The sequence below is a fragment of the Streptomyces incarnatus genome (genome assembly GCF_001027185.1).
Classification (GTDB): Bacteria; Actinomycetota; Actinomycetes; order Streptomycetales; family Streptomycetaceae; genus Streptomyces; species Streptomyces puniciscabiei.
This window is the reverse complement of record NZ_CP011497.1, coordinates 4,448,364-4,470,688: the sequence shown is the minus strand read 5'-3', so window position 1 is coordinate 4,470,688 and position 22,325 is coordinate 4,448,364. Positions and strand designations below refer to the sequence as shown.

Annotated in this window: 20 protein-coding genes, 2 tRNA genes and 2 pseudogenes; 12 read left to right on the top strand and 12 right to left on the bottom strand. The window is 71.3% G+C overall.

Annotated elements, in window-relative coordinates; all coding sequences use genetic code 11:
- Positions 1-158 precede the first annotated feature (158 nt).
- The 5 genes from ABB07_RS20025 (at position 159) to ABB07_RS41765 (ending at position 3,798) form a co-directional block, all read left to right on the top strand.
- Positions 159-338 carry a hypothetical protein gene (locus ABB07_RS20025; protein ID WP_055708362.1) on the top strand — a complete coding sequence of 60 codons (180 nt, stop codon included), beginning with the start codon at positions 159-161 and terminating at the stop codon, positions 336-338.
- A 10-nt stretch (positions 339-348) separates the two neighbouring features.
- Positions 349-642, top strand: coding sequence for a Dabb family protein (locus ABB07_RS20020; protein ID WP_208899995.1), 294 nt, complete (start codon positions 349-351; stop codon positions 640-642).
- A 144-nt stretch (positions 643-786) separates the two neighbouring features.
- Positions 787-1,671, top strand: coding sequence for an RNA polymerase sigma factor SigF (locus tag ABB07_RS20015; RefSeq protein WP_208899994.1), 885 nt, complete (start codon positions 787-789; stop codon positions 1,669-1,671).
- Positions 1,672-2,020: 349 nt separating this feature from the next.
- Positions 2,021-2,977: an RNA polymerase sigma factor SigF gene (locus ABB07_RS20010; RefSeq protein WP_208899993.1), complete on the top strand. Its 957-nt coding sequence runs from the start codon at positions 2,021-2,023 to the stop codon at positions 2,975-2,977.
- A gap of 578 nt (positions 2,978-3,555) precedes the next feature.
- The gene (locus tag ABB07_RS41765) at positions 3,556-3,798 is read left to right on the top strand and encodes a hypothetical protein (protein ID WP_341845890.1); all 243 of its coding nucleotides are present in this window, start codon (positions 3,556-3,558) and stop codon (positions 3,796-3,798) included.
- Positions 3,799-3,849: 51 nt separating this feature from the next.
- On the opposite strand, the gene ABB07_RS20000 is transcribed toward ABB07_RS41765, so the two are convergent.
- Positions 3,850-4,047 carry a hypothetical protein gene (locus ABB07_RS20000; RefSeq protein WP_208899991.1) on the bottom strand — a complete coding sequence of 66 codons (198 nt, stop codon included), beginning with the start codon at positions 4,045-4,047 and terminating at the stop codon, positions 3,850-3,852.
- 206 nt (positions 4,048-4,253) lie between these two features.
- Here ABB07_RS20000 and ABB07_RS19995 point away from each other — a divergent pair, with 206 nt between their 5' ends.
- From ABB07_RS19995 to ABB07_RS19980, 4 genes are all read left to right on the top strand, one after another.
- Positions 4,254-4,748: a MarR family winged helix-turn-helix transcriptional regulator gene (locus tag ABB07_RS19995; protein ID WP_208899990.1), complete on the top strand. Its 495-nt coding sequence runs from the start codon at positions 4,254-4,256 to the stop codon at positions 4,746-4,748.
- A gap of 83 nt (positions 4,749-4,831) precedes the next feature.
- Complete coding sequence (locus tag ABB07_RS19990; protein WP_482269300.1) at positions 4,832-7,309, top strand: MFS transporter; 2,478 nt, start codon at positions 4,832-4,834, stop codon at positions 7,307-7,309.
- Positions 7,310-7,413: 104 nt separating this feature from the next.
- The gene (locus ABB07_RS19985; protein WP_208899988.1) at positions 7,414-8,235 is read left to right on the top strand and encodes a YceI family protein; all 822 of its coding nucleotides are present in this window, start codon (positions 7,414-7,416) and stop codon (positions 8,233-8,235) included.
- A gap of 49 nt (positions 8,236-8,284) precedes the next feature.
- The gene (locus ABB07_RS19980) at positions 8,285-8,755 is read left to right on the top strand and encodes a PPOX class F420-dependent oxidoreductase (RefSeq protein ID WP_208899987.1); all 471 of its coding nucleotides are present in this window, start codon (positions 8,285-8,287) and stop codon (positions 8,753-8,755) included.
- Between the two features lie 73 nt (positions 8,756-8,828).
- Here ABB07_RS19980 and ABB07_RS19975 read toward each other — a convergent pair whose 3' ends face one another.
- From ABB07_RS19975 to ABB07_RS19940, 8 genes and pseudogenes are all read right to left on the bottom strand, one after another.
- Entirely contained in the window at positions 8,829-11,108 is a 2,280-nt protein-coding gene (locus tag ABB07_RS19975) for an ArnT family glycosyltransferase (protein WP_208899986.1), read from the bottom strand.
- Positions 11,105-12,670, bottom strand: coding sequence for a glycosyltransferase (locus tag ABB07_RS19970; protein ID WP_208899985.1), 1,566 nt, complete (start codon positions 12,668-12,670; stop codon positions 11,105-11,107). The genes ABB07_RS19975 and ABB07_RS19970 overlap by 4 nt, the downstream gene beginning before the upstream one ends.
- Before the next feature lie 14 nt (positions 12,671-12,684).
- Complete coding sequence (locus ABB07_RS19965; RefSeq protein ID WP_208899984.1) at positions 12,685-14,328, bottom strand: sensor histidine kinase; 1,644 nt, start codon at positions 14,326-14,328, stop codon at positions 12,685-12,687.
- Positions 14,325-15,065 (bottom strand): response regulator transcription factor, encoded by a 741-nt coding sequence (locus ABB07_RS19960; protein WP_244189434.1) that lies wholly within the window; start codon positions 15,063-15,065, stop codon positions 14,325-14,327. The genes ABB07_RS19965 and ABB07_RS19960 overlap by 4 nt, the downstream gene beginning before the upstream one ends.
- A 126-nt stretch (positions 15,066-15,191) precedes the next feature.
- Entirely contained in the window at positions 15,192-15,515 is a 324-nt protein-coding gene (locus ABB07_RS19955; protein ID WP_208899983.1) for an antibiotic biosynthesis monooxygenase family protein, read from the bottom strand.
- 105 nt (positions 15,516-15,620) lie between these two features.
- Positions 15,621-16,496, bottom strand: a complete 876-nt coding sequence (locus tag ABB07_RS19950; RefSeq protein WP_208899982.1) for a DUF2797 domain-containing protein — start codon at positions 16,494-16,496, stop codon at positions 15,621-15,623.
- A gap of 230 nt (positions 16,497-16,726) precedes the next feature.
- A pseudogene (locus ABB07_RS19945) lies at positions 16,727-17,086 on the bottom strand (BRO-N domain-containing protein); the annotation flags it as partial.
- Between the two features lie 140 nt (positions 17,087-17,226).
- Positions 17,227-17,349 (bottom strand): annotated as a pseudogene (locus ABB07_RS19940) (HGxxPAAW family protein); the annotation flags it as partial.
- A gap of 89 nt (positions 17,350-17,438) precedes the next feature.
- Between ABB07_RS19940 and ABB07_RS19935 the strand changes: the two are divergent.
- Positions 17,439-17,930: a MarR family winged helix-turn-helix transcriptional regulator gene (locus tag ABB07_RS19935; RefSeq protein WP_208899981.1), complete on the top strand. Its 492-nt coding sequence runs from the start codon at positions 17,439-17,441 to the stop codon at positions 17,928-17,930.
- Positions 17,931-18,254: 324 nt separating this feature from the next.
- Here ABB07_RS19935 and ABB07_RS19930 read toward each other — a convergent pair whose 3' ends face one another.
- The 3 genes from ABB07_RS19930 to ABB07_RS19920 form a co-directional block, all read right to left on the bottom strand.
- Positions 18,255-18,476 (bottom strand): hypothetical protein, encoded by a 222-nt coding sequence (locus tag ABB07_RS19930; protein ID WP_208899980.1) that lies wholly within the window; start codon positions 18,474-18,476, stop codon positions 18,255-18,257.
- A gap of 154 nt (positions 18,477-18,630) precedes the next feature.
- Positions 18,631-18,703: transfer RNA gene (locus ABB07_RS19925), tRNA-Arg, on the bottom strand.
- 203 nt (positions 18,704-18,906) lie between these two features.
- A tRNA-Ser gene (locus ABB07_RS19920) sits at positions 18,907-18,997 on the bottom strand.
- 171 nt (positions 18,998-19,168) lie between these two features.
- Between ABB07_RS19920 and ABB07_RS19915 the strand changes: the two genes are divergently transcribed.
- Entirely contained in the window at positions 19,169-19,744 is a 576-nt protein-coding gene (locus ABB07_RS19915; protein WP_208899979.1) for an SSI family serine proteinase inhibitor, read from the top strand.
- Positions 19,745-20,142: 398 nt separating this feature from the next.
- Positions 20,143-22,325: PAS domain-containing protein (locus ABB07_RS40905; RefSeq protein ID WP_244189432.1), on the top strand; the 2,183-nt coding region annotated here is incomplete at its 3' end.

Here is a 22,325-nt window from a genome sequence, read left to right as displayed (position 1 = left end):
AGGGGTCCTTCGTGCGGGCCCTTCGCGCGGGCCCTCCTGGTGGGCCCTCCCGGTGGGCCCGGCAATGGACGCGGGGCGGCGGGCGGTTGACCCCGGGAAGAGGCGTGAAGGTTACACTCGCGGCCGGCAGCAGGGGCACACGGACAGGGGAGGCCGCGGTGGCGGTGAATGCCAAGAAGATCGCCGTATACGTGCTCGTGGTCTTCGCGCTGTACGTGATCATCACGGACCCGCCCAAGGCGGCCCACTACGTCCAGATAGTCTTCGAGGGCATATCGGACGCGGCCAAGGCCGTGGGCGACTTCATGACATGGGTCGCCAACGGAGGAAAGAGCTGAGGTACACCCCATGATCCGCCACCTGGTCCTCTTCAAGCTCAACGAGGGCGTCGAGCGCGACGATCCGCGGGTCGTGGCGGGCGTGGAGGCCTTCCGGGCCCTCGGCGGCCGGATCGAGGAGCTGCGCTTCTGGGAGTGCGGCTGGAACATCAGCGACCGGCCGATCGCCTACGACTTCGCGATCAACTCGGCGGTCGAGGACGCCGACGCCCTCAAGCGCTACCTGGAGCACCCGGCCCATCAGGCGGGCGTCGCGCTGTGGCGCGAGTTCGCCACGTGGGTGATCGCCGACTACGAATTCTGACCACTTCAGCCCGGCAGCCCCCCGCCGCAACGGCGGGGGGCTTTCATGCGTCTTGGACCCCATTGGGATCCCCAACTTGTCGGTGTTTGAACACAACACGGGGTTATCGGGTGCTTGCACACAGTGCACATGTCTTGTGATGCTATGACCGCTTTTGACCGATCATTGAGCGACGAAGAGGTGGCGTTGACCGTGTCGGCCAGTACTGCGCCGCCCCAGGAGGAGGCGAGCACCCCCGCCCCCGCTCCCGTGGCTCCCGAGAAGCGGCGCGGTGCCGACACCCGAGCCCTCACCCAGGTGCTCTTCGCCGAGCTGAAGCAGCTCACCCCGGGCACGCCGGAGCACCACCGGGTGCGCGGGGCGCTGATCGAGGCGAACCTCCCGCTCGTGCGCTACGCGGCCGCTCGCTTCCGCTCCCGCAACGAGCCGATGGAGGACGTCGTCCAGGTCGGCACCATCGGCCTGATCAACGCCATCGACCGGTTCGACCCGGACCGGGGCGTGCAGTTCCCGACCTTCGCCATGCCGACCGTGGTCGGCGAGATCAAGCGGTACTTCCGGGACAACGTCCGCACGGTCCACGTACCGCGCCGACTGCACGAGCTGTGGGTGCAGGTCAACAGCGCCACCGAGGACCTCACCACGCTGCACGGCCGCTCCCCCTCCACCGCCGAGATCGCCGAGCGGCTCAGGATCAGCGAGGAGGAGGTGCTCAGCTGCATCGAGGCGGGCCGGTCGTACCACGCCACCTCGCTGGAGGCCGCGCAGGAGGGCGACGGGCTGCCCGGCCTGCTGGACCGGATCGGCTACGACGACCCGGCCCTGGACGGCGTGGAACACCGCGACCTGATCCGGCATCTGCTCGTCCAACTCCCCGAGCGCGAACAGAGAATCCTTCTCCTGCGCTACTACAGCAATCTCACCCAGTCCCAGATCAGCGCGGAACTCGGCGTCTCCCAGATGCACGTCTCCCGGCTCCTCGCCCGCAGCTTCCAGCGGCTGCGCTCGGCGAATCGCATCGACGCGTAGAAGCGCTCGACATCGACACGTAGAAGCGCTCGAGACGGAGCACAGCGGGCGCACGGAAGCACGCCCGGGATCACCCCCTGCATCGCAAACCCGCTCGATGCATCACCACCGAGAGCGAATCGCTCACCAGCGCAGATGCCGACAGTTGAGTCCCGATAAAGCGTCAGACCCCTTCTTTCCAGGGCGGATTCACCTCTCACATGTCGACATGTCTCTACAGCGTGTTGCCGACATGTGACATTCTGCGTGAGACGCGTTTGCCGGGCCTTCGGCGCCGGTATTCAGGTGAAGGCTGCGTTGTCCGAAAGACGGCGCCGCCACGACCGTCCCGCGACCCAAAGGGGGTGGCATGTCCGCAGAACAGGGCAGCTCGAAGGTGCTGACGCCCGCGACCGGCGACGCAGCGCCCAAGGAGCTCGACGCTCTCGACGTCCTCGACGGCATCGAGGGCGTCACGGCCCTCGATGCCGTGCCGGCCCCGCCCGCCCCGGCGGCCGCCGACCTCCCGGCGCCCGCCGCGCTTCCGGCCCCGCCGGCCTCGGGGGACATCGACACCCGCACCCTGTCCCGCTCCCTGTTCCTGCGGCTCGCCGCGCTCGACGAGAACAGTCCCGAGCGGGCCTACGTCCGGGACACCCTGATCGAGCTGAACCTGCCGCTGGTCCGCTACGCGGCCGCGCGCTTCCGCTCCCGCAACGAACCGATGGAGGACATCGTCCAGGTCGGCACCATCGGCCTGATCAAGGCGATCGACCGCTTCGACTGCGAACGGGGCGTGGAGTTCCCGACCTTCGCGATGCCGACGGTGGTCGGCGAGATCAAGCGGTTCTTCCGCGACACGTCCTGGTCGGTGCGGGTCCCGCGCCGCCTGCAGGAGCTGCGCCTGGCCCTCACCAAGGCCAGCGACGAGCTGTCCCAGAAGCTGGACCGCTCCCCGACGGTGACCGAGCTGGCCGCCGTGCTCGGCGTCTCCGAGGAGGACGTGGTCGACGGCCTCGCGGTCGGCAACGCCTACACCGCCTCCTCGCTGGACTCCCCGGCCCCCGAGGACGACGGCGGCGAGGGCTCGCTCGCCGACCGACTCGGCTACGAGGACACGGCGCTGGAGGGCGTGGAGTACCGCGAATCCCTCAAGCCCCTGCTGGCCAAACTCCCGCCCCGGGAGCGCCGGATCATCATGCTGCGCTTCTTCGCCAACATGACCCAGTCCCAGATCGGCGAGGAGGTCGGCATCTCCCAGATGCACGTCTCACGACTGCTGACCCGCACCTTGGCGCAGTTGCGCGAGGGCCTGATCTCGGACTAGCGCTCCGCGGGCCGTGCGGACAGGGCCCCCGCCCGGGGGTTCCTATCTGACGGTACGTCAGTCACCATGGCCCGATGCTTCGTACGACGACATGGACACGTGGCCGCCGAGGCGCCGTTACGGCAGCGTCGGCGGCCGTCGTCGTCCTGGGCGGGGTGCTGGCCGCGTGCGGGGGCGACGGGCCGGGCGGTGGATATGTCGCGGTCGGCTCGGGACAGCGCGGGCCGGGCTCTGTCGGTCCGACGGGGTCCGTGACGCTGGTGCCGCTCGACGGGGCACGGAGCAGCAGCCCGGGCGGCGGTAACTCCCCTGGCCATGCCGCACCTTCACACAACGCCGACGCCTCGGGAACCCCGGAGCGGACCACCACCGAGCCCAGCGGCAACGCCTCCCCCGGTACCCCGGGTCCGGCCGGCAGCGGAGGCGACGTAGGAAACGGCGGCGGTCCGGGCGGTCGTACGACACCACCCGTCGCCTCACCCAGTCCGGCGCCCAGCGGCAGCACGAGCCCCACGCCCGCCGATCTCTCCTGGGGCGCCCCCACGACGAAGCCGGCGGATCAGCGCTGGTGCCAGAAAGTGACCGTCGGCTTCCGCAACTCCGGCGGCACCGCGGTGCGTTCGGGCAGCGTGACCTTCGGGACGCACGTCATCGGCGCGCTCGGCATCGACTGGGGGACGGTCGACTCGACGGTGGACCTCCCGGTGCCGATCGCGCCGGGCGCGCACGAGGACCACACCTGGACCGTGTGCGTCGACGCCTGGCGCGTGCCGCTCGGCATGCACATCGAGACGCGGGACGTGTCCGTCCGGTGGACGTGACCGGTGAAGTGACCGGCGAGGTGGCCGGTGAAGTGATCGACGGGAGCGGTCCTACATCATCGCCAGCCAGGCGACCCCGGCCACCACGGCGAGGGCCACGATGACACCGATGATCACGCCGATGCGCGGGCCGGAGGAGGCCGCGGCCTGCTGCTGGCGGCCCTGGGGGGCCTCGTCCACGAACGCGCGGAACATCTGGGTGCTGCCGGCGGGGTCGTAATTGCCCTGGGGGCCCTGGGTGTTAGCCATGGCCCGAGACCTTAGCGAAGACGGGCCGGGCCGCCCAAGTGGGGGGCCACCGGGACAGACGGGGGCACCTCACCCGCAGCGACCTGCATATTTACAGTTGCAATACTTGCTTTTGCCAAGTTTTTACATGGTCGCCTCCCGTAACTATTTGCCTGCAGCAACCAAACAGGGCTAAGGTTGCCTCAAGCAACGAATCGGGAGGTGTGATGGCCGGGCAGGCGCAGTTCGAAGAGCTGGCGCGTCAGCTCAGCGCCGTCGGAGCCGTGAAACGGGACATGGGGCGGATCCTGCCGCCCGACTGCCCGGCCGGCTCGGCCGCCGTGCTGACCCTGCTCGGCCGCCACGGAGACATGCGCATGAGCAAGCTCGCCGAGCTGCTCGCCGTGGACATGTCGGTCACCAGCCGGCATGTCGCGCACGTCGCCGCGCGCGGCTGGATCGAGCGGCACCCGGACCCGGCGGACAAGCGCTCGCGCATCCTGCGGCTGACGCCCGCCGGCCTGGAGCAGCTCCATGAGCTGTCCCGGCGGACCACGCGGCTGCTCGCCGAGCGGCTCGCCGACTGGACCGACGACGAGGTGGCCCAGCTGATCCGGCTGATGACCCGCCTGCGGGAGTCCTTCGGCGACTGCCGGGCCACCGCGTTCCGGCTCCCCGCCCCCGTACTCGAAGAGACCACCCGTACACCCGCAAACACGTAAGAGAAGGAAGCCCAATGGCAACGACCACACCAGCCGGTGTGCGGGCTCACGCCAAGCACGGGGGAGGCACAGGCCACGCCCCGATGACGCACCGGCAGATCATGGAGGCCCTGTCCGGGCTGCTGCTCGGCATGTTCGTGGCGATCCTGTCGTCCACGATCGTCTCCAACGCCCTGCCGCACATCATCGGCGACCTCGGCGGCGGCCAGTCCGCCTACACCTGGGTGGTCACCGCCGCCCTGCTGTCGATGACCGCGGCCACTCCCCTGTGGGGCAAGCTCGCCGACCTGTACAGCAAGAAGGCGCTCGTCCAGATAGCCCTCGTCATCTACGTCGTCGCCTCCATGGCGGCCGGCCTGTCGCAGAACCCCGGCATGCTCATCACCTTCCGGGTCTTCCAGGGCATCGGCGTCGGCGGTCTGTCCGCCCTGGCGCAGATCGTCATGGCGGCGATGATCTCCCCGCGTGAGCGCGGCCGTTACTCCGGCTACCTGGGCGCCACCTTCGCCGTCGCCACCGTCGGCGGCCCGCTGCTCGGCGGTGTCATCACCGACACCTCCTGGCTGGGCTGGCGCTGGTGCTTCTACGTCGGTGTCCCCTTCGCGATCATCGCGCTGATCATGCTGCAGAAGACCCTGCACCTGCCCGTGGTCAAGCGGGAGGTCAAGGTCGACTGGGGCGGCGCCACCCTCATCTCCGCCGCCGTCTCCCTGCTGCTGATCTGGGTCACCTTCGCCGGAGACAAGTACGACTGGATCTCCTGGCAGACCTACGCGATGGTCGGCGGTTCGATCGTGCTCGGCGCGCTCTTCGTGCTCGTCGAGGCCAAGGCCAGCGAGCCGATCATCCCGCTGCGCCTGTTCCGCAACCGCACCATCACGCTGGCGTCGCTGGCCTCGCTGTTCGTCGGTGTCGCGATGTTCACCGGCACGGTGTTCTTCAGCCAGTACTTCCAGCTGGCCCGCGACAAGTCCCCGACGATGTCGGGCGTCATGACCATCCCGATGATCGGCGGTCTGTTCGTCTCCTCCACCGTCTCGGGTCAGTTCATCACCCGCACCGGCCGCTGGAAGGCCTGGCTGGTCAGCGGTGGCGTCCTCGTCACGGCCGGCCTGGTGCTGCTCGGCGGCATCCGGTACGACACCGACTACTGGAAGATGGCCATCTTCATGGCGCTGCTGGGTCTCGGCATCGGCATGATGATGCAGAACCTGGTGCTCGCCACGCAGAACCAGGTGGCCCCCTCCGACCTCGGCTCGGCCAGCTCCACGGTCACCTTCTTCCGCTCCCTCGGCGGTGCGGTCGGCGTCTCCGCCCTGGGTGCCGTGATGTCCCGCCGGATCACGCACTACGTCCAGGACGGCGTCGCCGCCCTGAGCCCCAAGTACCAGGCGGCCCTGGCCGGCAGCTCCGGCTCGACCGACAGCATCCCGGACATGAACAAGCTCCCGGCGCCCATCCGGACGCTGCTGGAGAGCGCCTACGGCCACGGCATCGCGGACGTCTTCTTCATCGCCGGCTGCCTCGCCGCGGCCGCCTTCCTGATCACGCTGTTCATCAAGGAGGTCCCCCTGAAGACCAAGGGCGCGCTCGCACAGGCCGCCGAAGGCGAGGCTCCGGCCGAGGTCCCGGCCGAGGCCGCCCCCGCCACGGAGGCCGCCGCCGAGGCTCCGGCCCCGGAACGGGTGCCCAGCTGGGCCACCCCCGTCGTGCCGGACACCTCCGGGGCCGCGGCCACCGCCGCCCAGCCGGCGGCGACCGCCGTCGCCACCCTCGCCGAGCCCGGCACCGGTGGCCCGGGCGGCACCCCCGTGCACGGCTTCGTCCGCGGCGCCGAGAGCGCCCCGGTCCCGCAGGCCGCGGTCACCCTGATCTCGCTGTCCGGCCGCCAGCTGGGCCGCGCGGTGGCCCAGGCCGACGGCTCCTACTCCGTCGACGCCCCGGGCACGGGGTCGTACGTCCTGATCGCCTCCGCCGACGGCTACCAGCCGCAGGCCTCCACCGTCGTGGTGGGCGAGGAGCCGCTGTCCTACGACATCCTGCTCAGCGGCACCAGCGGGCTGACCGGTGTGGTCCGGGCCGCGGGCAGCGCGCTGCCGGTCAAGGACGCGATGGTGATCGTCACCGACGTGCGCGGCGACCTGCTGGCCACCGCCGCCACCGGGGAGCAGGGCGACTTCGCCTTCACCGACCTGGTGCCGGGCACGGTGACCATGGCGGTCAACGCGAGCGGGTTCCGGCCGCGCGCCGTGCCCGTCGAGATCGGCGCCACCGGCCTCACCCGGATCGAGATCGACCTGGACGCCGGCGCCCGCCTCCAGGGTGTCGTCCGGGCCCCGCACGGTCCGCTGGCCGACGCCCGGGTGACGCTCGTCGACCAGGCGGGGAACGTGGTCGGCACCGCCACCACCGGGTCGGACGGGGCGTACGCCTTCACCGACCTGGACAGCGGCGAGTACACGGTCATCGCCACGGGTTACCCGCCGGTGGCGACGGCCCTGACCGTGGCCGGCCCCGGTGTCGACGGCCACCACATCGAACTCGCCCACCCCGGCGAGTAGTTCGGCTCCGGCCCGTGGTGGGGATGCGTTCCAGGCGGAGCGCACCCCGGCCACGGGCCGGTTCGCACACGACCAGTTCGCAAGGCTTTGCAGGGAGAAACGGGATGGGACTGACCGCGAAGATCCGTACGCGGGACGGGTGGGCCGTGTCGCACGCGGTCGTCACGGTGACCGACATGACCGGTACGCAGGTGCTGCGCGCCGAGGCGGACACCGAGGGAGCCGTACGGGACGCCACCGAGCTGGCGCCGGGGGCGTACACGGTGATCGTGACGGCCGTCGGGTACGCGCCCGCGGCCTCCTCCGCGATCGTGACCGCGAGCGGCCGGGCCGAGGTCGGCACGGTCACGCTGGCCCGGCAGGGCGGCACCGAACTGCCGCCGCCCGGGCCCTGGACCATCGACCCGGTGCACTCCTCGGTCGCCGCGGTCGCGCAGCACCTGGGGATCTCCAGCGTGCACGGCCGGTTCACCGAGTTCGGCGGCACGATCGAGATCGCACCGGACGACGTCACCAAGTCCCGCGTCGAGGCGGTCATCAAGGCCGCGTCCATCGACACGGGCAACGGCATGCGCGACGGGCATCTGAAGTCCGCGGACTTCCTCGACGTCGAGCAGCACCCGGAGATCACCTACCGCTCCACGGGCGTGACGGCGGCCGGCTCCGACCGCTGGACGGTCCACGGCGACCTGTCCATGCACGGCGTGGTCCGGCCGGTCGACCTCGACCTCGCCTACCTCGGCACCGGCGCCGACCCGTGGGGCGGCACGCGCGCCGCGTTCCGCGCGACGGCCGAACTGCACCGCGAGGACTTCGCGATGAACTACAACCAGGTGCTCCAGGCCGGCATCGCCGCGATCGGTACGACGCTGAGGGTGGAGCTGGACATCCAGGCGGTGCAGGGCGACTCGCTGCCCCAGGCGTAGGCACAGCGGGGTCAGCCACAGGGGCGCGCACTGCCCCTAGGCTGCCCCCATGGCACCGAACATCGCTACCAGCACCCGTGTGTCGCTGGACGAGCTGCTGGACTTCGTACGACCCCGGCACCGGGCCCTGCTGATCACCCGCCGCGCCGACGGCGGGCCGCAGGCCTCCCCGCTGACCTGCGGCGTGGACGACTCGGGCCGGATCGTCGTCTCCACCTACCCCGAGCGGGCCAAGACCCGCAACGCCAAGCGCGATCCCCGTGTCAGCGTGCTCGTCCTGAGCGACGAGTGGAACGGCCCCTGGGTCCAGATCGACGGCACGGCCGAGGTCATCGACACCCCCGACTCGGTGGAACCCCTGGTCGAGTACTACCGCAACATCGCCGGCGAACACCCCGACTGGGACGAATACCGCGCCGCCATGGTCAAGCAGGGCAAGTCCCTCATCCGAGTGACACCCGAACGCTGGGGGCCGGTGGCCACCGGGGGATTCCCGGCGCGGCTGGTGGAGGGGCCGTAGTGCCGCAGCCGCACTGGAGGCACGCGAGAGGCGGTGACCTTGGCGGTCACCGCCTCTCCCGGGGTACGAACCGTCAGCCGCTCGTCCTCTGCGTGAGGTCGTAGAAGGTGGCCGAACCGGCCGTCACCTTCTTGAAGTTGCTCTCGACCCACGAGCTGATCTGCGAGGAGCTGCCGCTGCTGCTGCCGCCCATGGCGCCCATGCCCCCGCCGGCGATGAAGTAGTGGATCTTCCCTTCCGCCACGTACGTCTTGAACTGCGCCAGCGTGGGGGACGGGTCGGTGCCGTTGAAGCCGCCGATCGCCATCACCGGGTCACCGGTGGCGAGCTGGTAGCTGGCCGCGTTCTGCGAACCGATGGACGCGGCCACCCAGGTGTACGTCGAGGCGTCCTTCTCCAGCAGCTGCTTGGCGGCCGAGGAGACGTTCGCGCCGTTCAGCAGGCCACCGGCGCCGCCGCCGCCCATACCGCCCATGCCGCCCTCGCCCGTCCGGCCGGCGCCGGGGAAACCGTTGCCGTTCCGGCCCTGGCCCTGCGTGGTGCCGTTGCCCTGCTGCTGGTTCTGGCCCCCGCCCGGCATACCTCCGCCGAAGCCGCCGCCCGGGAAGCCGTTGCTGTTCTGCTGACCCTGGCCGTTCTGACCGTTCCGGCCCTGCTGCCCCGGCAGCGCGCCGCCGAAGCCGCCGCCGCCCGGGAAGCCGTTGCCGCCGGGCCCCCGGCCACCGCCGAAGCCCATCGTGCTCGCGCCCGCCGGACCGGCCGTCGGGATGGAGCCGGTGTGCGCGGAGTTCACCGTGCTGAGGGTGTACGCCGCCGGACCGGCGAGCGCGGCCACCAGACCCACCGCCGCCGCCCCGAGGGCCGGCCGCCGGGAGATCCGCCCGGCGAAGATCAGGCCCAGCGCGGCCGCCATGCCTCCGGCCAGTACCAGCCACTTCAGCCAGGGGAGATAGGTCGAGGTGCGGTTGAGCAGCACGTACCCCCAGGCAGCGGCGGCCACCACCGACGCGGCGAGGGTGATCGACGCCCAGGTCTCCCCGCGCCGCTCCCACAGCAGCCCGGCGCCCATGCCGACGACGGCCGCCAGGTAGGGGGCCAGGGCCACCGTGTAGTACTGGTGGAAGATGCCCGCCATGTAGCTGAAGACCACCATGGTCATCAGCAGTGAGCCGCCCCAGACCAGGAACGAGGCCCGCGTCACGGACGTACGGCGCAGCTTCCGGGTCGCCCACAGGCCCGCGGCCAGCAGGATCAGCGCGGCCGGGAGCAGCCAGGAGATCTGGCTGCCGATCTCGGAGTTGAACATCCGGTCCCAGCCGGTCGCGCCCCAGCGGCCCGTCCCACCCGCGCCGCCACCGCCGCCGACGCTGCCGGTCTCGTCGCCGTTGATGCGGCCGAGGCCGTTGTAGCCGAAGGTCAGCTCCAGGAAGCTGTTGTTCTGCGAACCACCGATGTAGGGACGGGAGGAGGCCGGCCACAGCTCGACGATCGCGACCCACCAGCCGCCGGAGACGACCAACGCGGCCGTGGCGAGGGCCAGTTGACCGAGCCGCTTCCTCAGCGCGACCGGTCCGCAGACGGCGTACACGATCGCCAGCGGCGGCAGGATCAGGAAGGCCTGCAGCGTCTTGGCGAGGAAGGCGAACCCGATCGCCACGCCGGCCCACACCAGCCACCTGGTGCGGCCGTCCTCCACCGCCCGTACGACGAAGTAGCAGGCCAGCGCCATCAGCAGGGCCAGCATCGCGTCCGGGTTGTTGAACCGGAACATCAGCGCGGCGACCGGGGTGAGCGCGAGCACCGCGCCGGCGATCAGACCGGCGGCCGGGCTGAACCGGCGCCGTACGGCCGCGTGGACGACCGCCACCGTGCCGACGCCCATGAGGGCCTCGGGAGTGAGGATCGCCCACGAGTTCAGGCCGAAGATCCGGACCGACAGCTCCATCGGCCACAGGAACGCCGACGGCTTGTCGACGGTGATGGCGTTGCCCGCGTCCAGCGAGCCGAAGAAGAACGCCTTCCAGGACGTGCTGCCGGCCTGTACGGCCGCCGAGTAGAAGGAGTTGGCGTAACCGGAGGCGCTGAGGTTGCAGAGGTAGAGCACGAGGGTGGCGGCCAGCAGGCCGAGGAAGGCCGGGCGCACCCAGCGCGGATCCTCCGGGCGGCCGCGCCACAGTCTGCGGGGAAACGGCCCCCTGGGCTCACCGGCCCGGTGCGCGCGCACCGGTTCGGCGTGCACAGGGTGCGGGTGCGGGTGCGGGCTCGGGTTCCGGTTCGGGGGAGCGCTCGGGGGCGGCCCCCAGTCGGTCGTACCGCTCTGCCAGGTGGTCGCGGGGTCGTACTGGGTGGTCATCGGGGATCCCCCGGGTCGGTGTCGTGAGGGCGCACCGGCTGCAGTCGCATGGTGGCGTCCCTCCAGCTGCCGTCCGCGGCTTCACCGGCGCGGACCTGGGTGGCCGCCGGACGCGGCCGCTGGTACGGCACCGGGCGCTGGGGCAGCGGTGCGTACGGCGCGGCCGTGCCGTACGGCGCGGCCGTGCCGTACGGCGCGGCCGTGCCGTACGGCGCGGCCGTGCCGTACGGCGGGGTCGTGCCGTACGGCGGGGTCGTGCTCGTGCTGTAGGTCGGCGAGGACAGGGTGTGGGAGGCGACGGCCGTCGGGCCGGCGTCGGACTCGCCGCGGTCCGGGAAGACCCAGGCGCGGAAGAGCAGGAACCGCAGCACGGTCGCGGCGAGGTTGGCGGCGATGAGCACCGCCAGTTCGGTGGAGTGCGCGGGGCTGGAGCCGGCCGCGTTCAGGGCGGCCAGCGAGCCGCTGGTCAGGGCGAGTCCGATGCCGAAGACGACCAGGCCCTGCGCCTGGTGCCGTACGGCGCCGCCCCGGCCGCGCACCCCGAAGGTGAGCCGGCGGTTGGCGGCCGTGTTGGCGACCGCGGAGACCAGCAGGGCCAGCGCGTTGGCGATCTGGGAGCCGGAGAACTGCCGGAAGACGCTGTAGAGGAGGAGGTAGAAGAGGGTGGACAGGCCGCCGACGACGCAGAAGCCGACGAGCTGGCGGGCCAGTCCCCTGGGCACGTTGGTCAGGTCGCGGTCACGCGGGTCGTCGCCGAAGGGCCGGGTGAGCCGGTCCAGCGGCAGCGAGCCGGTGGCGAGCGCCTTGCCGACCCGCCACACGCCCTTGAGGTCGTCGGTCGCGGTCTTCACGATGTGCACGGTGGAGTCGGGGTCGTCGACCCAGTCGACCGGCACCTCGTGGATCCTGAGGCCCGCCCGCTCGGCGAGCACCAGCATCTCGGTGTCGAAGAACCAGCCGGTGTCCTCCACCAGCGGCAGCAGCACCTGCGCCACATCGCGCCGGATGGCCTTGAAGCCGCACTGGGCGTCGGAGAAGCGGGCCTGGAGCGAGCCGCGCAGGATCAGGTTGTAGGCGCGGCTGATGAACTCCCGCTTGGGACCGCGCACGACCCGGGAGGTCCGGGCGAGCCGGGAGCCGATCGCGAGGTCCGAGTGGCCGGAGATCAGCGGCGCCACCAGCGGCAGCAGGGCGTTGAGGTCGGTGGACAGGTCGACGTCCATGTAGGCGAGGATCGGCGCCTCGGCCGCGGACCACACGGTGCGCAGTGCCCGCCCCCGGCCCTTCTGCTCCAGGCGGAAGGTGGTGACCTCGGGGAGCTCCGCCTCCAGCCGCGCGGCCACCTGCGGGGTGGTGTCCGTGGACGCGTTGTCCGCGATGGTGATGCGGAAGGCGTACGGGAAGGTGCGCGTGAGGTGCTCGTGCAGTCTGCGGACGCACGGCTGGAGGTCCTTCTCCTCGTTGTAGACGGGGATCACTACGTCCAGGACAGGCGTACCGGCGTCTCCGGCCGGGAGGTGCTCCCGCGCCGGCAGGGTGCCGGGAGAAGAGTCGGTTCGCATGGAACCGACTCAACTCAAGCGCCCTGTCGCACCCATGTGGCGGCACTGTGCTGTGCCTGTGAGTGCGATTGCCAGTTGGTTTCGGGCGCGGGCCGCGGCACGGCAGGGGTGAGCGCGGGCAGGTGCACGGTGAACACCGTCCGGCCCGGAACGCTGTCCACGGTGACGGCACCGCCGTGCGCGGCCGCGACCGCCTGCACGATGGCGAGCCCCAGGCCCGTGGATCCGGTGGCCCGGGAGCGGGCGGAGTCCCCCCGGGCGAACCGCTCGAAGACGTGCGGCAACAGATCCTCCGGGATCCCCTGCCCGTTGTCCTCGACGTCCACGCACATCCACGGCCCGCGTCGCTGCACGCGCGCGGTGACGGTCGTACCGGGCGGGGTGTGCTTGCGCGCGTTGCCGAGCAGGTTGACGAGCACCTGCTGGATCCGTGCCGCGTCCGCCGACACCAGCGCGGGTTCGTCGGGCAGATCGAGCCGCCAGTTGTGGTCCAGGCCGGCCGCGCGGGAGTCGCTGACGGTGTCCACGACCAGCGGGACGAGATCGGTCTGCTCGAACTGCAGGGGCCGTCCGGCATCGAGGCGGGCGAGGAGGAGGAGGTCCTCGACGAGGAGGGTCATCCGGCCCGCCTCCGACTCGATCCGCCCCAGCGCGTGCCGGGTGTCGGGCCCGACCTGCTCCCGCCCGCGCCTGGTCAGCTCGGCGTACCCGCGGATGGAGGCCAGGGGTGTGCGGAGCTCATGACTGGCGTCGGCGACGAACTGCCGTACCCGCATCTCGCTCTGCTGCCGGGCGTGCAGGGCGCCGTGCACATGGTCGAGCATCCGGTTCAGCGCGGCACCGACCTGACCGACCTCGGTGTGCGGGTCGCACTCCGACTCCGGGACCCGTTCGCTGAGGTTCACCTCGCCGGAGTGCAGGGGGAGTTCGGAGACCCGGGTGGCGGTGGCGGCGACCTTGCGCAGGGGGCGGGTGGCGACGCCGACGAGCACGTATCCGGCGATACCGGCGGCGACGAGACCGGCGGCGGTGACGCTGATCTCGACGAGGATCAGGGTGTTGATCGTGCTGTCGACACCGGAGGTCGGTACGGCGACGTAGAAGGAGCCGTTGTCACCCGTCCGGTACTCGACCCGGTACTCACCCACACCGGGTATGTCGACGGTCTGCTGCTTCCCGTCCACCTGCGGGACGGATGCGAGCGCGGCGCGCTGCGCCCGGTTCAGCGACTTCGGGTTCATCTCCAGGTCGCTGCTGGACTTCACACCCCGCTCGGCGTCGGTGATGACGCCGTTCTCGACCTTGGCCGCGATGGTGCCCTGCGGCTGCGGACCCCTGGTGACGAAGTCGCTGAGTTCCGGCGGGTGTGCCTTGAGTTTCTGCCCGTCCGGCAGGACGCCGCCCGTCGGCTGCCGGCCCGGCGGCCCGAAGGCGCCCGAAGCACGCGAGGCGACCTCGTTGAGCTGCCCGTTCAGCTGGTCGTACAGATGCGAGCGCAGCGCCAGCGTCGTCACCGTGCCGATCACCGCGCACACGACGGCGATCAGCACCACCGACGCGACGACGAGCCGGGTCCGCAGGGTGCGCGGCTGCCCGGCTCGTCGCTTCTGCCGCCGCTGCGGACGCCGCCGCGGACCCGGCCGCCGCCGCCCGCTCATGACGCGGCGGGCTTGATCAGGTAACCGGCACCGCGCCGGGTGTGGATCATCGGCTCACGACCGGCGTCTATCTTCCGCCGCAGATAGGAGATGTACAGCTCGACGACGTTGGCCTGCCCGCCGAAGTCGTACGACCACACCCGGTCCAGGATCTGCGCCTTGCTGAGCACGCGCCGCGGATTGCGCATGAGGAAGCGCAGCAGCTCGAACTCGGTGGCGGTGAGGTGGATGGACTCCCCGGCCCGCGACACCTCGTGGCTGTCCTCGTCGAGCGTCAGGTCCCCGACCACGAGCACGGAGTCGGACCGCCGGTCGGCGGCCCCGGACCGGCGGATGAGTCCCCGCAGCCGCGCCACGACCTCCTCCAGGCTGAACGGCTTGGTGACGTAGTCGTCGCCACCGGCGGTGAGCCCGGCGATACGGTCCTCCACCGCGTCCTTGGCGGTCAGGAAGAGCACGGGCACGTCCGGCAGCTCGCGCCGCAGCCGCCCGAGGACGGTCAGCCCGTCCATGTCGGGCAGCATCATGTCCAGCACGACGGCGTCGGGCCGGAACTCACGGGCGGTCTGGATGGCTCCCTGTCCGTCCCCCACACTCCTGATCTGCCAGCCCTCGTAACGCAGAGCCATGCTCAGCAGTTCGGTGATCGACAACTCGTCGTCCACCACAAGCACCCGGACGGGGCTCCCGTCCGGCCTCAGCAGTTCGGTGCGCCCCTGGGGCGAGGTCGTGGTCATGGTGGACACCTTGTCGGGGTCCTATGAGAAGAGGCTTTCCCCCATCTGTGATTTGCCTGAGAAACACACAGGCGGCTCTCAGGCAGCCCCTGGGAAACGCTCACTCCCGCGGCTCGCTCCCGCGGCTCACTCCCGCGCGAAGGCGTGCGTGTGCTCGACCCTGGCGATGTGGATCGCGTACCGCTCGTACCAGCGCTCCCGCCCGCGCCGCTTGGCCGCGAGGTGCGCCGGGTGGTCCCGCCACCGCTCGATCCCGGCGAGGTCCCGGAAGTAGGCCACGGAGATCGCGAGTCCGCCGGGGGTGTGGGCGAAGTCCTCACCGAGGAAGCCGGGGACTTCGCGGACGAGACGGGAGAGGTGTTCGGCGGTGCGCCGGTATCCGTCGGGGTCGTCGTCGGTACGGGTGGAGGTGAAGACGACGGCGTAATAAGGGGGTTCGGGAAGGGCCATGCCAACCACCGTCCGCCACGGCCTGTTCGAGCGTCCATGCCCCTTGCCGAAAGGGATCCGTACGGGATCCGAGTCTTTACCCGTGCCGCCCTGGCCTCGGACTTCTCAGAACAGCCCCTCCTGTGGTCGCGCGAACTCCCGGACGGGGAAGGTGAGTCCGGCAGCCTCGGGAGCGGCCGGCGGTACCAGCTGCCAGCCGGTCATCAGCCGTGTGTCGAGCACGACCACCCCGCGCCCGCCGACCGCCAGATGCAGATCGGGCCCGGCGGCCGCGACCAGCTCACCGCTCACACCGCCACCCGGGACGAGCTCCACCACCTCCCCGAGGGCGGCCGGAACACCGGCGAGCCCGAACACCCCGACATGGTCGGTCACTTCGCAAGGCTCCGGCCGCAGGGATTCGGGCCATCCGCTGAGCGCCACGGCCCGCGCATGCAGCTCCCGCACCTGAGCCGCACGCTCCTCCCCGGTCCCGGGCAGCACCGACCGCACCGCGCGCTTCTCGGCGTACGGAATCCGGTCCGGCACCTGCAGCGCGGCCCGCAGCAGCTCCTCGGTGCGCCGGGCGGCCATCAGCGGGCCGGTGCCGAGCCAGCTGAAACAGACGGCGCCCTGTTCCAGCAGGCGGGCGGAGCCCCGCTCGACCGCGGTGATCCCGACCTTCACCATCCCGGGCCCGAACCACGCCAGGTACACCCGGTACGGCCGCGGGTCGTCGGCGATCGTGTCGGCGGCCACCGAGTGCGCCCGGTCCAGCCGCGCGCACTCCTCGCACCGGGCTCCTGTGCTCCGCCCCGGCACGGCAGCACGGGTGGGACAGGCATGCCCGCGCGCCCCCACACATTCCCGGGCGCTCCCCTCCGGCACGGCGAAGCCGACCCGCTTCCCCCACGGCAGCGCACTGCGCCGCCCGCCGTCCCAGACCAGCACGGGGCCGTCCGGCGACCAGCGCAGTCCCGAGCATTTCCATACCTGTGCCATCACTCTTGAGGGTAGGAGGTGGGTCTGACAACGGGTTCGGGGCGGCGAAGACGCGTAGGGTGAGCGAAGGCCCGAAGCCGCAACCTCTTTTTGCGACTTCGGGCCTTCTCAGCAGGGATTCCTCCCAAGAGCTACGGCAGCACGTACACCGGCATCCCACCCGCCGCGACCCCCGCCTGCCGCATACAGCCACGCTTGATCAGCATGCGCACACAGTCATGGACCCGGTCGAACGGAGCCGACTCCGGCTTCGTGCAATCGTTGACCAACCGGATCAAGCCTTGGAGATTCACGAGATTCATGTCTCGGCGCCACTCCCGACCTGCGGGAATGCTGAGACTGTGCTTCTGGAGCACACTCTCGGCACGGTCGAAGTTGGTCGCGTCGGCCACATTGCGCAGAGCGGATCCCACGTGCGCGTACCCCAGGTGCTTGCACACGTCGACTGCCGGAAACCAGTGAGTACCGTCGGGCATGGTCAGCCTCCGCAGCCGCACACCTGTAGCCCCGTACACGAAGTCACTGATCTCGATCGCGTCCCGCCTCTGCGCCACCGGCTGCTCCGAGGGCGTGTCATTCTGCTCGTACATCGAGCATCACCTCCGTCCCGCAACCTAGGGACGGCGAACACCAACTGCCGTTCGTCGAAAGCACATTCACTCGATAGGTGACAGAGGTATCGATTCGGCAGCCGAGGGCCGGCCAGCCCCCACAGTCACCACCACACCCCTCCGCCCACGACCAGCGGCAGCGAGGCGGTGCACACTCCCACCCCCGCCCCACCGCTTCCCGCCGTCGCGATGCTGAAGCCGGTCCAGCCGGCGACCGTGTGACCCTCGTCGTACAGACTCATACCGCGCCTCCGGGAACGAGCCAGAGATTCCCTCACCAGCTAAGAAGTTCCGTAGACCGAATATCTCACGAGCCAAGGGATTCCGAAAGATGCAGGGCACGCCGCGACCACCCGCCACTCCGGCCCAGGCGCTGTCGGCGATGGACCACCTCATCGCCGCCCACCTGATCGGACAGCAGGAGCTGGCCCGGCGCCTGGGCCTGAACGTCACGGACCTGACCTGTTTCGCCTTCGTCCTGGAGGCCGGCGACGATCTGCTGACGGCCGGCGATCTCGCTGCCCGCGCCCATGTCACCACCGGCGCGGTGACCGGCATCCTCAACCGCCTGGAACGCGCCGGCTACGTCGCCCGCCGCCCCGACCCCACCGACCGCCGCCGGGTCCGCGTGGCCGCCGTACCGGATGCCGTCACCCGCGTGGAGGCGGTGTACGGGGGCCACTACGAACGTCTGACGGCCCTGTTCTCCGACTACTCCGCCGAGGAACTGGCCGTCATCACCGACTGGTTCACCAGGGCCACCGCCCTGGCGCACGAATACCTGGAGAAGCTGAACCGGAACGACCCCGACGAGGAGTGCTGACCGACGGTCAACGGGTTCAGCGCAGCGCGGGAGACGGCCCGCGGCCAGGTGCCGGAGCGACCGTCGTGCGCGGAACTAGGCCGCCTTGGGCCGCGCCGCGCGCACGCCCGAGGGGGACTCCTGTTCGTCGTCGAGCGGGAAGGTCTCGTCCTCCCCGAAGTCAGGGGCCTGGAAGGGGTTGGTCGCCGGAGGCGGCGATGCCGCGGTGCGGCAGCGGGGTTGCCCTTCAAGGGCGGAGAACAGCGACGTCAGGTCGATGGGAGGACTCTCTTTCGTTGCAGGTCCCGCGAGGGACCTGGTGTGCCGTGACCGGGCACAGCGGTGCTACAGCTTGGTCATCTTGGCGTACGGGCTCAAGATCCGCATCTGCGCCGAGCCGAAATCCACGAGCGCCGCGATCCCGTCCTCGATGCCGACCACTCGGCCAAGGCCGTACACGTCGTGTGTGACCTTGTCGCCCACGGCGAAGTACTTGGGAGCCGGTGCGACCGGCGCTTTGAAGGGGCTGGTCGGCAGGTGACGCTTCGGCGCAGCAGGCTTTGTCATGGCTCAGTATGACCCCACATGCGGCCCGTTTGCTGTGGCCGTGGGCACAGATCCGGAACGGGAACACCCGCTCACGCCGCTGACCTGCAGTTTCGAGGAGGTGTCCCCCTGAAACGTCAGAGGCCCCGGATCTCTCCGGGGCCTCTGCTCTGTGCGCACTCGGCAGGATTCGAACCTGCAACCTTCTGATCCGTAGTCAGATGCTCTATCCGTTAAGCTACGAGTGCTTGTTCTTTAGTTTTTGCCTCCGTTTCGGCCCTTTCGGCCCGCCCCGGCGACAGGAAGAACATTACATGACCGCCGCCGACATGTGAAATCCGATTGGCACACCCCTTGTGACCTGCGGAAACGTCCGCAGGGAGGCTGAGGGGCGACGGAGGGCGGGAACGCCGAAGCCCCGGTCCTGGGGACCGGGGCTTCGGGATCGGTGCGGAGGCGGAGGGATTTGAACCCTCGATGGGCTTTAAGGCCCAAACCGCATTAGCAGTGCGGCGCCATAGACCGGACTAGGCGACGCCTCCAGCACAACCGCTCACGCGAGCGCGCGAGTGGTGCGTGCAGATGATGACACAGCCACGCGGCCTGTCACCAATCGACCCCCACGGTACTAGGCAGTCGGGTCGCAGGGCAAAGGGCTTCCGTCCGGCGCGGCGCAGACGCAACGTCCGGGCGGCCAAGGCGTTGGGCAGGGCATGGTTTCTCCTCTTCAGCGGGGTCCGGGGCGCAGGACCCGGCGGCCGGGGCATGTGCATGGCGGGGGCGCGGGCGCCCTCGCCGAGGCGCCCGTCCTGGCCGCCCAGTCCGCCGTGGCCGCCCTGTCCGCCGTGGCCGCTTTGTCCGCCGTGGCCGCCCTGGCCGGCCTCTCCGCCGTGCCCGCCGTCGCCGCGCCCGCCGTGCCGCCGCCCGTGCGGCCCGAGGACCGGCCCGGTGATCACCTCACCGTCGTCGTACGGCATGCCGGGGCCGGGCGGGACCGGACGTACGAGCTGTTCTGTCATCCGGCCGGCGGGAGCCATCCGGACGCGGCGGAGGCCTGCCGGATGCTGGACGAGCGCACACGGTGGGGGCGGGACCTCTTCGCCCCCGTGGCGCCCGGCACCGACTGCACCATGCTCTACGGCGGACCGGCCACCGCCCGGGTGACCGGCACCTGGGCCGGACGCAGCGTCGACGCCGCCTACGACCGCAGCGACGGATGCGAGACCGGGCGGTGGGACCGGATGGTGCCCCTGCTGCCGAGGTCGGGCCCGGCGGCGTACGACCAGTAAGCCCCGGTACGACCAGTAAGCCCAGCAAGCCCGGTAAGCCCATGTGAGGGCGCGGCCGGGGTCTGGGTTGGCGGGAGGGCCCCGCCCGCTGGTAGGAGGGCCCCGCCCGGAGGGCCCCGCCCCGCCCCAGCCGGCCACCTGGCGCACAGGCCTCCGTACACGCTTCCCCCAGTGAAATCAACGCTCGCGTAAAAGTCCCGCGAAGGTCTCGGGGAGCCGGCGGGGGTGGTCGGCGGGTGGTGGCCGGTTCGGTGTCACTTCGTCGTGGGACCTCCCTCGCATCCGGCGTCGCGAGCGCAACGTGTGCGCTTAGACTCCCTCGCGTGACACGTCGCGGGCCGGTTGGCAAGATGGCCCGAGCGGTCGGCAAGGTGCGGTAACAGGGAGGAAGGCGTCTCGTGAGCAGCAGGCCATCCCGAGGCGCTGCTCGCCTCGCAGCCATACTCGACGCGCTGCCGGACGCGTTGGTCCTGGTCAACGCCAACGGAACCGTCGTCAACGCCAACACCATCGCGCTCGAGGCGTTCGAGGCACCCGGTACGGCTCTCGTGGGGCGCGGGCTGCTCGATCTGCTGCCCGATTTCGACTCGCGGCTGATCCCCGGGTCCATGCGGCGGCCCGATCACATGGATCCGCGCGGGCGGACCAAGCCGACGCGGATGGTCGCGCGGCGGACCGACGGGTCCGAGTTCCCCGTCGAGGTCACGAGCGCGAATCTGGAGAACGGGCAGCAGGCGTACGACGGTTACGGATACACCGGTGACGAGCTGCTGATGATCGTCGTCCGGGACCTCTCCGGAACCGTCGACACCGAGGCCGAGCTGGCGCGCTCGCAGCGGCAGACCGAGATGATCCTGCGGGCCGCCTCGGAAGGTGTGGTGGGGACGGACACCGACGGGCGGATCGTGCTCGTCAATCCGGCGGCCGCCCAGATACTGGGTTACCGGGCCGGGGAGCTCGGCGGCAAGGAACTGCACGCGCTCGTGCTGCACTCGCGCGCCGACGGGTCGCCGTTCCCGTACGACGAGTCGCCACTCGCCGACACCCTGCGCTCCGGGCGCAAGCACCGGGTGCGCGGGCAGGTGCTGTGGTCCAAGGGGGACGAGAAGGTCTCCGTCGATCTGACCACCGCGCCCGTGCGGGACGGGGACCAGCTCGTCGGCGCCGTGATGACCTTCACCGACCGGCGGCCGTACGAGACCCTCTCCGAGGAGAAGGCCGCGCTGGAGAAGGCGCACGCGGAGGAGGTCGAGCGGCTCACCGAGGAGCACGCCTCCGATCTGACCGCGCTGCGCCAGCAGCACGTCACCGAGGTCGAGGAGCTGCGGGAGAAGCACGCCGAGGAGCTCGCGGCCGGCGAGGAGCGGTACGCCGCGCTCGCCGAGCGGGAGAAGGACCGGCACGAGGCGCTCGCCGGGCGGCACGAACAGTTGCTGACCCTGCTCGGGCAGTCGCTGCGCGGGCCGCTGGAGGAGCTGCGGCGCGAGCTGGCGGCCCTGGCCGCCGACGACGCCGGGCAGCTGTGGCCCGAGGCCAACCAGGTACTGCACCACCTGAGCGCCGGGTACTCCCGGATCACCACCCTCATCGACAACGTCCTCGGCTACCAGCGGCTGGACGCGGGCGCCGAGGACATCACCCGTACGAAGGTGCTGCTGGACGCCGTCGTCGCCGCCGGTGTGGACGGGGCCGTCGAGCTGATCGGCCCGGGGCGGGTGCAGTTCGCCGTGCACGCGCCGCCCATCGAGGCCGAGGTCGACCCGCAGCGGCTCGCCACCGCGCTCGCCCACCTGGTGGCGGACGTCGCCGGTGTCGACGCCACCGGCAACTCGCCCGTCTCCGCGGGCGGTTACCTGGACAACACGGTCGTGGTCGCGGCCGCGCAGCGCGGTGAGGTCGCGCGGATCGAGGTGCGCGGGCCGTACGCCGGGGGCGACCCGGTGCACGAGCCGATCGTGCGCGGGATCGTGCGGGCCCACGGCGGCGTGCTGCAGACGCACGAGGTGCCGGGCATGAGCGGCAGCGCGTACGTGCTGGAGGTGCCGCTCGGCGGTGGCGCCGGGACGGTCGACGGGGTGGCCGCGGGGCAGGCGCCCGCCGCCGAGCTCCCGGCCGCCGCGCCGGACGCGGGCGGGACGGGCTCCGGCGCCGGTGCGGTGGCCGTACTCGAGGCCGGTGCCGCCGAACAGGCCGCCGGTGGGCGGCGGCGGGCCCGGCGGTCCTCCACCGACGCCTTCCTGGAGAGTGACGTTTCGGGTGCCGGTCAGGCCGGTGACGCCGACGGGCCCGCGCCGACCGGGCGCCGCCGCCGGCGCGCCGCCGCGCCCGCCGACGAGACCGGCTCGGTCCCGGCCGAGGGCGCGGAGGCCGCGTCCGGGGGTACCGGACGACGCCGTGGCCGGCCCGCCGAGAGCGGCACCGGTGCGGGTGTCGGCGAGGGCGTGAGCGAGGGCGCGGTGGTGACCGCGGCCGAGCATGCCGCGGGGGCCGCCGCCTCCGGTACGGGACTCGGTTCCGCCGTTCCGCCGCAGGGCGTGCCCGCGCCCACGGGCCGGCGTGCCCGGCCCGCCTCCGGCGCCCC

Bases quoted from the DNA above. Each gene is read 5' to 3' on its own strand.
- ABB07_RS20020 (WP_208899995.1), top strand. From the start codon at position 349: ATGATCCGCCACCTGGTCCTCTTCAAGCTCAACGAGGGCGTCGAGCGC.
- ABB07_RS20015 (WP_208899994.1), top strand. From the start codon at position 787: ATGACCGCTTTTGACCGATCATTGAGCGACGAAGAGGTGGCGTTGACC.
- ABB07_RS20010 (WP_208899993.1), top strand. From the start codon at position 2,021: ATGTCCGCAGAACAGGGCAGCTCGAAGGTGCTGACGCCCGCGACCGGC.
- ABB07_RS20000 (WP_208899991.1), bottom strand. From the start codon at position 4,047: ATGGCTAACACCCAGGGCCCCCAGGGCAATTACGACCCCGCCGGCAGC.
- ABB07_RS19995 (WP_208899990.1), top strand. From the start codon at position 4,254: ATGGCCGGGCAGGCGCAGTTCGAAGAGCTGGCGCGTCAGCTCAGCGCC.
- ABB07_RS19990 (WP_482269300.1), top strand. From the start codon at position 4,832: ATGACGCACCGGCAGATCATGGAGGCCCTGTCCGGGCTGCTGCTCGGC.
- ABB07_RS19985 (WP_208899988.1), top strand. From the start codon at position 7,414: ATGGGACTGACCGCGAAGATCCGTACGCGGGACGGGTGGGCCGTGTCG.
- ABB07_RS19980 (WP_208899987.1), top strand. From the start codon at position 8,285: ATGGCACCGAACATCGCTACCAGCACCCGTGTGTCGCTGGACGAGCTG.
- ABB07_RS19975 (WP_208899986.1), bottom strand. From the start codon at position 11,108: ATGACCACCCAGTACGACCCCGCGACCACCTGGCAGAGCGGTACGACC.
- ABB07_RS19970 (WP_208899985.1), bottom strand. From the start codon at position 12,670: ATGCGAACCGACTCTTCTCCCGGCACCCTGCCGGCGCGGGAGCACCTC.
- ABB07_RS19965 (WP_208899984.1), bottom strand. From the start codon at position 14,328: ATGAGCGGGCGGCGGCGGCCGGGTCCGCGGCGGCGTCCGCAGCGGCGG.
- ABB07_RS19960 (WP_244189434.1), bottom strand. From the start codon at position 15,065: ATGACCACGACCTCGCCCCAGGGGCGCACCGAACTGCTGAGGCCGGAC.
- ABB07_RS19955 (WP_208899983.1), bottom strand. From the start codon at position 15,515: ATGGCCCTTCCCGAACCCCCTTATTACGCCGTCGTCTTCACCTCCACC.
- ABB07_RS19950 (WP_208899982.1), bottom strand. From the start codon at position 16,496: ATGGCACAGGTATGGAAATGCTCGGGACTGCGCTGGTCGCCGGACGGC.
- ABB07_RS19935 (WP_208899981.1), top strand. From the start codon at position 17,439: ATGCAGGGCACGCCGCGACCACCCGCCACTCCGGCCCAGGCGCTGTCG.
- ABB07_RS19930 (WP_208899980.1), bottom strand. From the start codon at position 18,476: ATGACAAAGCCTGCTGCGCCGAAGCGTCACCTGCCGACCAGCCCCTTC.
- ABB07_RS19915 (WP_208899979.1), top strand. From the start codon at position 19,169: ATGGTTTCTCCTCTTCAGCGGGGTCCGGGGCGCAGGACCCGGCGGCCG.